Source organism: Frankia sp. AgB1.9 (assembly GCF_016786355.1).
In the GTDB taxonomy this organism is placed as follows: domain Bacteria; phylum Actinomycetota; class Actinomycetes; order Frankiales; family Frankiaceae; genus Pseudofrankia.
In genome coordinates this window covers 1-13,010 of the sequence record NZ_JADWYX010000028.1, presented here as the reverse complement: position 1 = coordinate 13,010, position 13,010 = coordinate 1, and the positions used below count along the sequence as shown (strand labels likewise).

Sequence of the window (13,010 nt, the reverse complement as noted above, 5' to 3'; positions counted from 1 at the left end):
ACACACGGCATGCATCTGGCGGTCTTCGGCGGCACGGGCCACACCGGGCGCCAACTGGTCGAACAGGCGCTCCAGCAGGGTCACACCGTCACCGCGCTGGCCCGCGACCCAGGCCGCCTCGCCGTCCACGAGCGCCTGCGGGGGGTGGCCGGCGACGTCCGCGACACCGACGTCGTGAAGCGCGTCGTCGCCGGCAGCGAAGCCGTGCTCAGTGCGCTGGGCCAGCGTCGTTGGGGCAGCACGGTCTGTACCGACGGGATGCGTTCCATCGTGGCGGCGATGGAAGCCCACGGCGTGCGCCGCCTGGTCGCCGTCAGTGGATACGGCGTGGCCGACAGCCGCCACCGCAACCTCTACGTCGCCATCGCCCGGGTCGCGATCCGATCGTTGATGCGAGACAAGGAGGGAATGGAGGAGCTCATCCGCGCCAGCGACACCGCCTGGACCGTCGTGCGACCGGCCATCCTCTCCGGTGCCCGGCACACCGGGCACCACCGGACGGGCACCGACCTGCGCCTGACTGTGGCGTCCAAGGTCTCCTACGCCGACGTCGCCGACTTCATGCTCGCCCAGCTCACCGACGACACCTTCCTCCGACGAGGCGTCGCCATCACCTCGTAGCCGTTCGCCCGTACGGCGCCATCGCCCTGGCGGCGCCATGACCTATTGTCCGCCGCGGTGACGACGAGCGCGTCCTGTGGGGCGTTGCGGACCTGCTCGCGGGCGCAGAAGGAGAGCCGGGTCGGGGCGGCGGCCGTTTCTGCCTTCGCGGCTCCAAGGGTGGCGACGAGCAGGTTGCGAGCCTTGTCGGTCAGTTTGGGGGCGAGGCGGCGCGCGTCCACGGACCGGGCCCATTTCGCCTCGCCGAACAGGATCGGGCGACGTTCTCGCCCAGCGAGAACAACGGCGTCGATCTGGTCAGTACCGGTGGAATTCGGGTCGGTCAGATGACGCCGTCGGCGTGGAGGGCGGCCAGGTCGTCGGGGGTGTGGCCGAGTTCGGTGAGGATCGACGCGGTGTGGGCGCCGAGGGCGGGGATGTCGCCCATCGGGAAGGTCCAGTCCTTGTTCACCGGGGGCGGGAGGACCGCGCGGATCGGGCCCGACGGGGTCGCGACCTCGCGCCAGCGGTCCCGGGCGGCCAGGTGCGGGTGGTCGATGACGTCCGGCACGGTGTTCAGCCGGGCGTTGCCGATGCCGGCCTTGTCGAGCTGCTCCCGGGCGTCGGCGAGCGTCACGCTGCGGGCCCAGGCGGCTATGTGCACGTCGAGATCGGCCCGAAGCCGGACCCGGTCGTCGTTCTCGGCGAACCGCTTGTCCTCGGCGAGGTCCGTGCTGCCGAGGATCTCGCGGGCCAGCCGTTGCCACTCGCCGTTGTTCGTCGTGCCGAGCACCAGCACCTGACCGTCCTTGGTGCGGTAGTTGCCGTAGGGCGAGACCGCGGGGGAGCTGACGCCGTTCGGCTCCTGGACCAGGCCCGAACCCATGGTGAAGTTCAGCGCGTAGCCCATCCATTCGACGGCCGCGTCGAACAGGCTCACCTGGATCGCGGCGCCCCGGCCCGTCGCGGTGCGGGCGTGCAGGGCGGCGAGCACCGACGTGAGCGTGTACATGCCGCCGCCGATGTCGGCGAGCGGGATGCCGGCCTTCGCGGGGTGGCCCTCGTGACCGGTGATCGCGCACGAGCCGGACTCGGACTGGACCAGCAGGTCGTACGCCCGCTTGTGCGAGAGTGGCCCGCCGTCGCCGTAGCCGGAGATGTCCACGGCGATGATCCGCGGGAAGCGCTCGACCAGCTGCTCGGCGGCCAGGCCCCGGCGGGCGGCGGCGCCGGGGGCCAGGTTCTGGACGACCACATCTGCCTTCGCGAGCAGCTCCTCCAGCGCCGCGGCGCCGCGTTCGTCCCGCAGGTTGACGGCGAACGACTCCTTGCCCCGGTTCAGCCAGGCGAAGTGCGCGCCGATCTCGTCATGCCAGGCTCCGTCGTAGGAGCGCGCCATGTCGCCACCGTTGGGGTTCTCCACCTTGATGACGCGGGCACCGAAGTCGGCCAGGTGCCGGGTCGCCAGTGGCGCCGCGACGGCCTGCTCGAAGCCGACGACGAGCAGCCCAGCCAGCGGCAGCGCGCCGGGGCCGGCCTTGGGCTCGACGGACTCGGCGGAAGGGGCGGACTCGGTCGTCGAGGCGGAAGTCGTCACGTTCGCATCATTCCGTGACGGGCGCCCGCCCGCATTCCGCGCGGCTCCTCGACGCCCAAATGCGACCACCACCACGACGCGCGGCCGCGGCCGGACAGCGCTCGGGGCCTACTGCCCAGGGGCGGTGGCGAAGCTCAGCAGAGTGATCGAAGGGCGAAGGTCGCGTGGTCCTGGCAGGTTCGCGACCTTCCGGAGCGTCCGTGACCGCCAGGCCTTGCGGCCGGGGGGCGGCTGTAGGTCCTCGGCGGCGGCCACGCCAGGGATCTGGGCGGGCAGGTCGGCGGCCTCGGAGACCGACAGGCTGAACGGCATGGGCGGCGCGGTGTAGCGGTCTGACATCCGGTAGCCCTTCATCGTCCGACTACTGAACGCGGCGGGTATCGAGTCGAAGAACAGCTGCCCGCCCGGGAAGCGCGTGGCGCACTCGGTGATCAGGGACATCACCGAGTCGCGTTCGAGGTACATGAACAGACCCTCGGCGGAGATGAACACGCCACGGTCCGGGTCGGGGACGTCCATCCAGGCGTGGTCGAGCGCCGAGGTCGGGATCGCTGTCATTCCTGGCTCCGCTGGGAGCAGGCGTCGGCGCAGGTCGATGACGGGTGGCAGGTCGACGGACAGCCAGTCGAGGCCGGGCCGTCCCAGGCGCCAGTAGGTGGTCTGCAGGCCCTCCCCGAGGGCGACCACCGTGGCGGCGGGATGCCGCTCCAGGTAGCCGCGGATGGCGATGTCCAGGGCGAGGGCGCGCAGCGGATGGCTCTGGCTGGGCTTGCCGAACCGCTCGAAGTCGTAGTCGATCCCGCGGTACAGGCGCTCCGCCAGCGGGTCGTCGAACGCCGAGCCCGGATGCATCGACTCCTCGGCGCGGTTGCGCAGCGTCCACAGGCACGTGGCGGCCACGCCATCCAGGGCCGCGCCGTCGATCTTGCCATCGGTCTTGCCATCGGTCATGACCACTCCAGCCGCTACCGTAGGTTTCGCTACCTGAGGTATCGAAACCTACGGTAGCGAAAACAGGTAGCGTGTGGCAATGGCTTCGGCGACTTCCGCCAGATCACCCGGCCGCCCGCGCGCCGGCGTCCACGCCGCGGTGTTCGCCGCCACGCTGAGGACGGTCCACGAGCTCGGCTACGCGCAGGCCACCGTCGAGCGCATCGCCGCGGCGGCAGGCGTCGCCAAGACGACGATCTATCGGCGCTGGCCGTCCAAGGGCGAGCTGATCGTGGACTGCCTCCTGGACGCGTTCGGCCCGGCGCCTCTGGAGGGCAGCGGCAAGGCCGAGGTCATGTCCTCGGCCATCCACTGGGTCGCGGCGAAGATCGGCGAACCCGGGGTCGGCGACGCGTTCGCCGGTGTGTTCAGCGACGCGGTCAGCGACCCGGCTCTGCGCGGGATCCTGTCCGAGCGGCTGCAGGACCCCTATCGGCGCGCGCTGCAGGACGCGCTCGGCGAACCCGAGCACCGAGTCCTGTTCTTCGTCGACGTCGTGGTCGGAACCCTGCTCCACCGGATGGGCATGACCGGCGAGCCGATGGTCGACGCCGACGTCGCCGCGCTGTCCGAGATGGTCCTGGCCGTGCTCGGCTGAAGGCCGTGCTCGGCTAAAGGCCGTGCTCGGCTGAAGGTCCGGCCGGCTAGGCGCGGTGCAGGAGGGTCATGACCTCGGTGACGAGGAGCTCGCCAGCCTCGTCACGCGTGTCGGTCCGGATGCTGACGAAGGTCAGCTGCTTGCCCCGGCTGTTGGTGGTGACGCGGACGTCCTCGACCCGGCCGGTGACCCGGACGGTCGAGCCGGCCAGCACCGGGCGGTGGTAGGTGAACTCCTGCTCGGCGTGCAGGATCAGCCCGCCGTCCTTGCGCAGCTCGGCGATGACCTCGGCGACGTCGAGGGCGCTCGTGGGCCGGTCGGGCTGGAGGTCCTCGAACGCGCCGATCAGCCGGGCGGCGAAGGTGAACGTCGGCGGCGCCGGGATGGCTTCGAAGCCCGCCGCCGCGGCGGCGTCCGCGCGGCGGTAGACCGGCGAGGTGTCGGTGACGGCCGCGGCGAAGGCGGCGACGGCGCCGCGCTCCACGACGACGGTCGCCGCGGGCAGCTCGGTGCCGATCAGGTCGGTGACGGTCACGGGGATCCTCAGTCAGGGATACGGAAGACGGGGATGGTCAGGTCTGCCTCGTCGTCGTGCTGGAAGTCGACCGTCACCCGCATGCCGATGGTGAGGTCCGCCTCGGCCGCGCCGACGATCGTGGTCTCCAGGCGGGGGCCCTCGTCGAGGTCCACGATCGCCGCGAGGTACGGCACCCGGCTCTTGAACGGAGGCAGGTCGTTCGAGCGGACCTCGGACCACGTGTAAAGGGTGCCCGTGCCGGCGGCCCGCTCCCAGGTGACGTTCTCGCTCCAGCAGGCGGGGCAGAACGGCCGGGGGTAGAGGTGCGCCTTCCCGCAGTCGCCGCAGCGGCGGATCAGCAGCTCGCCCTTGCGGGCCGCGTCCCACCAGGGAGCGGTCTCCTCTTCGATCGTCGGCAGGTCGAACCGCGGACCGCTCATGCCTGACTCCTGTCTTCCTCAGGGCCGAGTGCGGGCCTTGCCGACGGCGCGTTCGACGTTGGCTCGCCGGCCGGCCGGCGGGCGGGGGACGCCACGGCGGCTCCGGCGACGACGGTGGCCCCGTCCGCGTTGAGGACCTGGCAGTCCAGCTCGACCAGGCCGGTCGTCTCGTCCCGGCCGGTGACCGTGATGTCGGTCGACAGGACGTCCTCCGGCCACGCCTGGGTGGTGAAACGGACCTTGTAGCCGCGCAGGTTGCCGATGCCGACGAGATCGGTCAGCGCCGTCGCGAGCAGGCCGGCGCTGAACATGCCGTGGCCGAAGACGCTCTTCATCCCGGCCGCGCGGGCCCGCTCGTCGTCATGGTGCATCGGGTTGAAGTCCCGGGAGGCGCCCGCGTACCGGACCAGGTCCGTGCGGGTGAGCCGCAGCGTGCGTACCGGTGCCTTGCCGCCGACCTCGAGGTCCTCGAAGTAGACGCCCTTTTCCGAGGCGTCGTTGTCCGAGGCGGTGACCGATCCCATAATCGCATAGTATATACAAACTGCAGTCCCGGGGCAGGTGGCGGCCGTCGAACGGCCGGCCACAGCGACTGGCCGGGACCGCGGAACCTGAGCTGCCGACACGGGCAGCCGGAGCTGGATGAGCCACGGGAGGGCGTATGCCGGGCGAGGTGGCTGTCGTCGGGGCGGCGCTGTCGGACTGCGGGCGGGTCGACACGGCCACGCCGTTCGCGCTGCACTACCAGGCGGCGGCGCGCGCGCTGGCCGACGCGGGCCTCGGTCACGCCGACGTCGACGGCTTCGGCTCGCCCGGGCTGGGCGTGCTGCAGCCGGTCGAGCTCGCCGAGTACCTCGGGCTGCGGCCGACCTGGGTCGACTCGACCGCCGTCGGCGGGTCGACCTGGGAGGTCATGGTCGAGCACGCCGTCGACGCGATCAGGGCCGGCACCGCGAAGACCGTCCTGCTGGTCTATGGCTCGACGGCCCGCGCCGACCTCAAGAAGCGGCTGCGCACGGCGAACCTGTCGCTGTCGACCCGCGGCCCGAGCCAGTTCGAGGCGCCGTGGGGCCACACCCTGATCGCCAAGTACGCGATGACGGCGCGGCGGCACATGCACGAGTTCGGCACGACGATCGAGCAGTTCGCGAACATCTCCGTGGACACCCGGTACAACGCCGGGCTGAATCCCGACGCGATGTACCGCGATCCGATAACCGTGGACGACGTGCTGTCGGCGCCGATGGTGGCGACACCGTTCACCAAGCTGCACTGCTGCATTCGCAGCGACGGCGGCGGGGCTGTCGTGCTGACGGCCGCGGACCGGGCGGCCGACCTGGGGCGCCCGGTCGTGCGGGTGCTCGGCACCGGCACCGCCAGCAACGTCACGACGATGTCGGAGTGGACCGACTTCACGGTCTCGCCGGCGGCGGTGTCCGGGAAGCTCGCGTTCGAGCGGGCCGGGCTCACGCCGGGGGATGTGGACGTCTGCCAGTTCTACGACTCGTTCACCTCGACCGTCCTGCTCACCTTCGAGGCGCTCGGCTTCTGCGGGCGAGGTGAGGGCGGGGCCTACCTCGAGTGCGGGACCATGCGCGTCGGTGGCCGAATGCCGACGAACACCGACGGCGGCGGGCTCTCCTCGTGCCATCCGGGCATGCGCGGCATCTTCCTCTTGGTGGAGGCCGTGAAGCAGCTGCGCGGCGAGGCCACGGGCCGGCAGGTGCCGAACGCGCGGGTGGCGTGCGTGAACGGCACCGGCGGCTGGTTCTCCTCGACCTCGACGGTGCTTCTCGGCGTCGACTAGTCCAGCGACTAGTACTTGTTACCGCGCGGTGAGATTGCATATAGTATCCACTCTCACACCTGGTCTGGCGCGACAGATCCCGTGCGGCCCGGTGATCCACTCTCTGGAGGCCTCATGCCGTCTGGCGTCTCGAAGCCAGCACCGGCCGCGACCACGCCGGCGGCGACCGGTGACCGGCCCCTGTTGCGGCTGACCGGCATCAGTAAGCGGTTCGGTGGCGTGCAGGCGCTCACCGACGTCTCACTGGACGTCACCGCCGGGACCGTGCGCGGTCTGATCGGTCCGAACGGCGCGGGGAAGACGACGCTGTTCGACGTCATCTCCGGTATCACCCCGGCGACGACCGGCCGGGTCGAGTTCGCCGGCCAGGACGTCACCCGGCAGGGCTCGACCGGCCGCGCCCGCCTCGGCATGCGCCGCACCTTCCAGCGCGCCCAGGTGTTCAGCTGGCTGTCGGTCGAGGACAACGTGCTGGCCGCGCTGGAATGGCACGGCGGCGGGGGTGGCGTGCTCGCCGACCTGGTCGCCTGGCCGAAGCGTCGCTCGCTGGAGAAGGCCCGCCGCGAGCAGGTCGACGAGGTGCTCGAGTGGTGCGGCCTGGCCGACAGCCGCCGGGTGGCCGCCGGCTCGCTGCCGCTCGGCCTCCAGCGGCTGGTCGAGCTCGCCCGGGCGATCGTCGACGAGCCCCGGCTGCTGCTGCTCGACGAGCCGACCTCCGGTCTCGACCACGGCGAGTCCGAGCGATTCGGGGAGCTGATCCAGTCGCTGCGCGGCAGAGGCGCGGCGGTGCTCCTGGTCGAGCACGACGCGGGGTTCGTCATGCGGATGTGTGACCGGATCGCCGTACTCAACCTCGGTTCCGTGCTCGCGGAGGGCACGCCGGCCGAGATCCAGGCCGACGAGGCCGTCCGCGACGCCTATCTCGGCTGAGGAGAATTTCGTGACCGAGTTCGTCAACCTGGTGGTCGCGGGGCTGGTCACCGGCGCCCTTTATGCGATCCTCGCGTCCGGCCTCACCCTGAGCTACCAGACGTCCGGGGTCTTCAACTTCGGCCAGGGCGGTATCGCCTTCTCGACCGCCTACCTGTTCTTCCAGCTGAACACCGGCCAGAAGCTGCCGATCGTGTTGAGCGCGATCATCTGTATCGGCATCTTCGCGCCGCTGCTCGGCTGGGTGCTGCACTTAGTGCTGTTCAACCCGCTGCGGGAGTCGTCGATCGCGGCGAAGATGGTCGCGTCGCTCGGCCTGCTGATCGCGCTGCCGTCGCTCGGGCTGTGGATCGTCGCCCTGCTCAAGGACTGGCTGAATCTCGCCAGTTGCTCCCAGCAGAACCCGAAGGCCCGCTGCGTACCCGAGATCGAGGACGTCTTCCGGATTCCGGGCCTCGGCCCGAGCCCGAAGAAGATCCACTCCGTCGGCAACGGCCTGATCATCGACAGCGACCAGCTGTCGATGCTCGGCGCGGCGATCTTCGCGGCCGTCCTGCTGTGGTACCTGGTCCGGCACACCCGGATCGGCCTGGAGATGCGGGCCGCGGTCAGCCGCCCGAACCTCGCGGCGCTGCGCGGCGTCGACCCGGACCGCGCGTCAGCGGTCTCCTGGATCACGTCCTGCGGGCTGGCCGGCCTGGTCGGCGTGCTGCTCGCGCCGATGTTCGGCCTGAGCTCGTTCAGCTACACGACGCTGCTGTTCATCTCGATCCCGGCGGTCGTGCTCGGCCGGATGGCCTCGATCCCGATCGCGATGCTCGGCGGCCTGCTCCTCGGTGTCGTGCAGAACCTCGTCAACGGCTACGTCACCCTGGACATCACCGGGTTTCCCACCGCCGTGCCGTTCATCATCCTGTTCGGCCTGCTGATCTACTTCGGCGCCGAGCGGGGTCGAAGCGCCGGCACGACGCTGGAGGAGAAGCCGTCCGCCGACGAGCTCGGCGGCGACGCCGCGCGGTGGCGGCGCCGGACGCTCTGGTCGATCGCCGTGGTCGGCCTGCTCGCCTACACCGCCTGGGGCGCGACCGACTTCTGGGCCGGCCTGCTCGCCCAGGGCCTGGCGACGGCGATCGTGCTGCTGTCCTTCACCGTCGTCACCGGCATCGGCGGCATGGTGAGCCTCGCGCAGGCGGCCTTCGTGCTGTCCGGTGCCTTCACCGCCGGCATCCTGCTGGGTCACGGGGTTCCGTTCGTGCCCGCGCTGATCGCCGGCACCTTGGTCTCCGCGTTCGTCGGCCTCGTCGTCGCGCTGCCGACGCGCCGGCTCGGCGGCCTGCCGCTGGCGCTCTCGACGCTCGCGCTCGCGTTCATCGGCGAGAACCTGCTCTTCCAGATCCACAGCATCTCCAACGGCTCCAGTGGCTGGAAGGTGACCCCGCCGAGGATCGCCGGCCTCGACACGTCCAACCCGCGCTGGCTCGTGCTGCTGCTGGTGGCTCTGGTCGGCCTCGGGGTGTGGGTCGTGCACGCGCTGCGCTCCTCCAGCACGGGCCGGGCGATGCTGGCCGTCCGCTCCTCCGAGGTCGGTGCCCGCACCAGCGGCATCGCCGTCGACCGGATGAAGCTGCTGCTGTTCGTCATCTCGGCGGGCATCGCGGGATTCGGCGGCGTGATGCTGGCCGCGGCCCACGGCCGGGTCACCCGGACCGACTTCACCGTGCTGCTCGGGCTGGTCTGGCTGGCGACCACGGTGACCTTGTCGATCCGCCGGCCCGCCGGCGCGGTGCTGGCCGGACTCGTCTCGGCGCTCGCCCCGCAGGTGCTCGAGCACGTCCCGGCGTCCACCTACTTCATGCAGCTGGTGTTCGGCCTCGGCGCGATCTCGCTGGCCCGTGACCCGGACGGCGGCCTCGCCGCCGGTTCCCGGGCCCGGCGCGAGTGGTCCGTCCGCCGGGCCGCGAAGGCGACCACGGAGAGGCACGTCCCGGTCGCGACGACCGCCCCGGCCGCCCCCCTCGACGCCAGCGCCGTCGCGGATGGCGTCGAGCCGGTGCTACGGGTCACCGGTCTGAAGGCCGGCTACGGCGAGATCGAGGTGCTGCACGGGCTCGACCTGACCATCGGTGCCGGCCAGGCGGTCGCGCTGCTGGGCAGCAACGGCGCGGGCAAGACGACGCTGTGCTCGGTGGTCGGCGGTCTGGTCGAGGCCCGCGCCGGCTCGGTCTGGCTCGCCGGCCGCGACGTCACGCAGGTGCCGGCGCGCCGGCGCGAGCGCGACAGCGTCTACCTCGCGCCCGAGGGCCGGGGCATCTTCCCCGACCTGACCGTCGAGGAGAACCTCACGATCTGGCTGCGCGACGCGGCCGAGCGGGAGGCCGCGTTCGATGCCTTCCCGGTGCTCAAGACCCGCCGCGGCCAGGCCGCCGGCACCATGTCCGGCGGTGAGCAGCAGATGCTCACCCTGGCGCCGGCGCTGGTCCGCCCGCCGAAGCTGCTGGTGGCCGACGAACCGTCGCTCGGGCTCGCGCCGCTCATCATCGAGCAGATCTTCGCGGCACTGGGCGCGCTGCAGAGCCGGGGCACGGCGCTGCTCATCGCCGAGGAGAAGACCCGCGACGCGCTCGCGATCGCGGACAGGGTCGCGTTCCTCACCGTCGGCCACATCACCTGGACCGGGCCGTCCGCCGAGGTCGACGCCGACCGGCTGGCGACCGCCTACCTGGGGATCGCGCCTGACGCGGCCGTCTCGCCGGCGACGGCCCCGGTCGGGCGTCGCGACGCCGTCGCGACCTCCGGCGCGCCGGGCCGGGACGGGGAGGACTGATCCGTCCCGTTTCCCGGTGGATTTCGGACCCGCGGGCTGACACCTCGCGACGAACATGCGGGGGAGCCGGCAACGGGCCTTTGCGGCATGTCCGGCGCGATCAGTGCGAAGGGTCACGGGACTAGCCGGACGTGATGGATCTAATGCGCGTAACGAACACCGAGGTCCGCGTTGTCGGTGCAGTGCGGTCGTATACTTCCTGCAACTTCGCGGTCCGCTGCTCGCGACATGACTCGATCGGCTGGCTCGATCAGGTGAACGGGCGCGCACAACGGACACCCTCGCCATCAGCTGAAGGAGCACGGTCATCCCTCCCAACCGTCGGACGGCGACCGCGGTAAGCCCGCTTTCGCACCATGCCCCGGGCAAACGGTCTGTCGTCGACCGCAGGAGCAGCGGAAGCCAGGTCGCCGACCATATCCGAGGCCTGATCTTCGCCGGAACCCTCCGTCAGGGTGACCACGTCCGCCAGGACGAGATCGCGGAGGAGCTGGGCGTCAGCCGCATCCCGGTGCGCGAGGCGATGATCGCGCTGGAGAGCGAGGGCTGGATCTCGATCGAGCCGCACCGCGGCGCGTTCGTGCACGGCCTGGACCTGAACTCGGTTCGCGACCACTATGCGCTGCTCGGCCAGCTTTACGGGCTGGCCGCTGAGCGGGCGACCGAGCGTGGTGACGAGGACGGGATCGAGGCGCTGGCCGCGGCCGAGCGCGCGCTGCGTGACGCCGAAGACCCGGAAGACATCCTGCACGCGAACGAGGCTTATCTCCGGCAGATTTTCGCGATGGCGCATTCGCCGCGGCTGTCGTCGTTCGGCCGGCTGATGACCGGGGTCATTCCGGGGAACTTCTTCGCGCTCGTTCCCGGCACGATCCAGCCGCAGAAGCGGGGTATTGCCGCCGTCAACCGGGCCATCAAGGCCGGCAATGGCGTGAAGGCGTCCCAGGAGTTCGTGCGGATGCTGCGCGGCCACGGCGACCTCGTCGTCGACCTGCTGCAGTCCCGGAACATCCTCTGGGCGCCGGAGAACTAGTCGCCCTGCCAGACCTCGCCTCGCTCGTTCCCAGGGGAACGAGCGAGGCGATTGTCGTTGAGCCGGCGGGTCAGCGCTTCTCGTAGGTGATACCGGCGGCCTCGGCATCCCACGTGCCGGCGGTCACGCCCTCGGCGCGCAGCTCGCGCTTCAGGACGCGGCCGACCGGGCTGCGCGGCAGCTCGGACCGGAACTCGATATAGCGCGGGATCGCGAAGTACGGCAGGGCATCCACGCACCAGCGGAACAGCGCCTCGGGGGTCAGGGTGGCGCCCTCGACCAGGGTCGCGGTCACCTTGACGTCGTCCTCGGTGAGCTTGCTGAAGACGGCGTGCACCGCCACGTCGGCGATCTCGCCGTGGCCCATGATGACGCGCTCGACCTCGAAGCTGGAGATGTTCTCCCCGCGCCGGCGCAGGTAGTCGGCCTTGCGGTCCACGAAGAACAGGAAGTCCTCCTCGTCGACCCGGCCGATGTCGCCGGTGTGGTACCACCAGTTCCGGCTGGTCTCGACGGTCGCCTCCGGCCGGCCCCAGTAGCCCTCGAACATCACGTGCGCGAGCCGTGGCCGGACGACGATCTCGCCGTCGGTGCCGCGGGGCAGCTCGTTGTCGTCGTCGTCGAAGATCCGGACGTCGAAGTAGTCCTTGTTGATCATCCCGGCGGCGCTCGGCTTGTTGCGGACGCCGGTCGGCAGCGAGGAGATGAGGCTTGCCTCGGTGACGCCGTAGGCGCCGGAGAACGTGTCGATGCCGAACCTGCCGCGGATGATGTCGTCCACCTCGGGCGGCAGCGGCGCGGCGCCCATCATGCGCAGCGAGGTGTTCGCCTCGGGGGCGCCGGACTTCGGCATCTCCGGCCGGTCGACGTCATGGGCGAGCAGGTAGGCCATCGTGCCCAGGGTCGAGGTCAGGGTCGCCTGGGCGCGGTTCATCTCCGGCCAGAAGTTCGACACCGAGAACCGCCGGTAGATCGCGGAGCGCCCACCGAAGACCAGCGCGCCGATCACCGCGGTGGTCAGCGCGTTGAAGTGGAACAGCGGCAGCGGCGTCCACAGCACGTCGTCCGCCGTCCGGCCCCAGGTGACGCCGATCTGGGTGGCCAGCGCCTCGTGGTAGTTGTGGCTGAGCATGCAGCCCTTCGACGGGCCGGTCGTCCCGCCGGTGTAGATGAACGTCGCCAGGTCCGCGGGCCGCCGGTCGACCGGGGCGGCCAGCGGGGCGGTCGTCAGCAGGTCGTCCCAGCGGTGCCCGGTGCTGCCGGGGAACTCGGGCAGGTCCGGCCCGGTGACGACGACATGTGCCAGCGCGTCGAGGTCGCCCGTGACGGCCACGGCCCGGTCGGCGAGGTCGCCCGCGATGACGAGCACGGTCGCGCCGGAGTCGCGCAGCTGGTGGCGCAGGTACTCGCCCTTGTACGCCGTGTTGATCGGCACCGCGATCGCGCCGGCCCACTGGGTGCCCCACCAGACGAGCAGCGCCTCGGGCGAGTTCTCGATCAGGCTCGCGACCCGGTCACCGGGCCGCACCCCCAGCTCGACGAGCGCCGCGCCGAGCGCGGCCGCGGCCTGGGCGACCTCGGCGGCGCTGAACGTGGTGCCGCCGACGTCGAGGTACTCCGAGTCAGGGTCCTTCTCGACACGCGCCAGCAGCAGCGCTGTGGTCGTGTGCCGGG

The 13,010-nt window shown here is 71.2% G+C and carries 12 protein-coding genes; 6 read left to right on the top strand and 6 right to left on the bottom strand.

Translation table 11 applies throughout. The features are described from left to right. Nucleotides 1–9: 9 nt before the first annotated feature. Entirely contained in the window at nucleotides 10–621 is a 612-nt protein-coding gene (locus I6A60_RS13315) for an NAD(P)-dependent oxidoreductase (protein ID WP_203012277.1), read from the top strand. Nucleotides 622–943: 322 nt separating this feature from the next. Here the strand turns inward: I6A60_RS13315 and I6A60_RS13310 are convergent, their stop codons facing one another. Then, entirely contained in the window at nucleotides 944–2,197 is a 1,254-nt protein-coding gene (locus tag I6A60_RS13310) for a CaiB/BaiF CoA-transferase family protein (protein WP_203012276.1), read from the bottom strand. Nucleotides 2,198–2,305: 108 nt separating this feature from the next. Then, nucleotides 2,306–3,148: a class I SAM-dependent methyltransferase gene (locus tag I6A60_RS13305; RefSeq protein WP_203012275.1), complete on the bottom strand. Its 843-nt coding sequence runs from the start codon at nucleotides 3,146–3,148 to the stop codon at nucleotides 2,306–2,308. A 79-nt stretch (nucleotides 3,149–3,227) separates the two neighbouring features. Between I6A60_RS13305 and I6A60_RS13300 the strand changes: the two genes are divergently transcribed. After that, nucleotides 3,228–3,785: a TetR/AcrR family transcriptional regulator gene (locus tag I6A60_RS13300; RefSeq protein ID WP_203012274.1), complete on the top strand. Its 558-nt coding sequence runs from the start codon at nucleotides 3,228–3,230 to the stop codon at nucleotides 3,783–3,785. A 46-nt stretch (nucleotides 3,786–3,831) separates the two neighbouring features. Here I6A60_RS13300 and I6A60_RS13295 read toward each other — a convergent pair whose 3' ends face one another. From I6A60_RS13295 to I6A60_RS13285, 3 genes are read right to left on the bottom strand one after another with little or no spacing between them, the layout of a single operon-like run. After that, nucleotides 3,832–4,320, bottom strand: a complete 489-nt coding sequence (locus I6A60_RS13295) for a MaoC family dehydratase N-terminal domain-containing protein (protein ID WP_203012273.1) — start codon at nucleotides 4,318–4,320, stop codon at nucleotides 3,832–3,834. An 8-nt stretch (nucleotides 4,321–4,328) separates the two neighbouring features. Beyond that, nucleotides 4,329–4,742 (bottom strand): Zn-ribbon domain-containing OB-fold protein, encoded by a 414-nt coding sequence (locus I6A60_RS13290; RefSeq protein ID WP_203012272.1) that lies wholly within the window; start codon nucleotides 4,740–4,742, stop codon nucleotides 4,329–4,331. Beyond that, nucleotides 4,739–5,266, bottom strand: coding sequence for a MaoC/PaaZ C-terminal domain-containing protein (locus tag I6A60_RS13285; protein ID WP_203012271.1), 528 nt, complete (start codon nucleotides 5,264–5,266; stop codon nucleotides 4,739–4,741). Before I6A60_RS13285 ends, I6A60_RS13290 begins: the two co-directional genes overlap by 4 nt. Nucleotides 5,267–5,403: 137 nt before the next feature. Here I6A60_RS13285 and I6A60_RS13280 point away from each other — a divergent pair, with 137 nt between their 5' ends. From I6A60_RS13280 to I6A60_RS43490, 4 genes are all read left to right on the top strand, one after another. After that, the gene (locus I6A60_RS13280; protein ID WP_203055622.1) at nucleotides 5,404–6,549 is read left to right on the top strand and encodes an acetyl-CoA acetyltransferase; all 1,146 of its coding nucleotides are present in this window, start codon (nucleotides 5,404–5,406) and stop codon (nucleotides 6,547–6,549) included. Between the two features lie 114 nt (nucleotides 6,550–6,663). Beyond that, entirely contained in the window at nucleotides 6,664–7,479 is an 816-nt protein-coding gene (locus I6A60_RS13275) for an ABC transporter ATP-binding protein (RefSeq protein ID WP_203012269.1), read from the top strand. Between the two features lie 10 nt (nucleotides 7,480–7,489). After that, nucleotides 7,490–10,303 (top strand): ATP-binding cassette domain-containing protein, encoded by a 2,814-nt coding sequence (locus I6A60_RS13270; RefSeq protein WP_203012268.1) that lies wholly within the window; start codon nucleotides 7,490–7,492, stop codon nucleotides 10,301–10,303. A 307-nt stretch (nucleotides 10,304–10,610) separates the two neighbouring features. Then, nucleotides 10,611–11,336, top strand: coding sequence for a GntR family transcriptional regulator (locus I6A60_RS43490; protein WP_013426363.1), 726 nt, complete (start codon nucleotides 10,611–10,613; stop codon nucleotides 11,334–11,336). A gap of 70 nt (nucleotides 11,337–11,406) precedes the next feature. On the opposite strand, the gene I6A60_RS13260 is transcribed toward I6A60_RS43490, so the two are convergent. Further along, a partial coding sequence (locus I6A60_RS13260) for an AMP-binding protein (RefSeq protein ID WP_203055621.1) occupies nucleotides 11,407–13,010 on the bottom strand: 1,604 nt, incomplete at its 5' end.

Bases quoted from the DNA above. Each gene is read 5' to 3' on its own strand.
- I6A60_RS13315 (WP_203012277.1), top strand. From the start codon at position 10: ATGCATCTGGCGGTCTTCGGCGGCACGGGCCACACCGGGCGCCAACTG.
- I6A60_RS13305 (WP_203012275.1), bottom strand. From the start codon at position 3,148: ATGACCGATGGCAAGACCGATGGCAAGATCGACGGCGCGGCCCTGGAT.
- I6A60_RS13300 (WP_203012274.1), top strand. From the start codon at position 3,228: ATGGCTTCGGCGACTTCCGCCAGATCACCCGGCCGCCCGCGCGCCGGC.
- I6A60_RS13290 (WP_203012272.1), bottom strand. From the start codon at position 4,742: ATGAGCGGTCCGCGGTTCGACCTGCCGACGATCGAAGAGGAGACCGCT.
- I6A60_RS13285 (WP_203012271.1), bottom strand. From the start codon at position 5,266: ATGGGATCGGTCACCGCCTCGGACAACGACGCCTCGGAAAAGGGCGTC.
- I6A60_RS13280 (WP_203055622.1), top strand. From the start codon at position 5,404: ATGCCGGGCGAGGTGGCTGTCGTCGGGGCGGCGCTGTCGGACTGCGGG.
- I6A60_RS13275 (WP_203012269.1), top strand. From the start codon at position 6,664: ATGCCGTCTGGCGTCTCGAAGCCAGCACCGGCCGCGACCACGCCGGCG.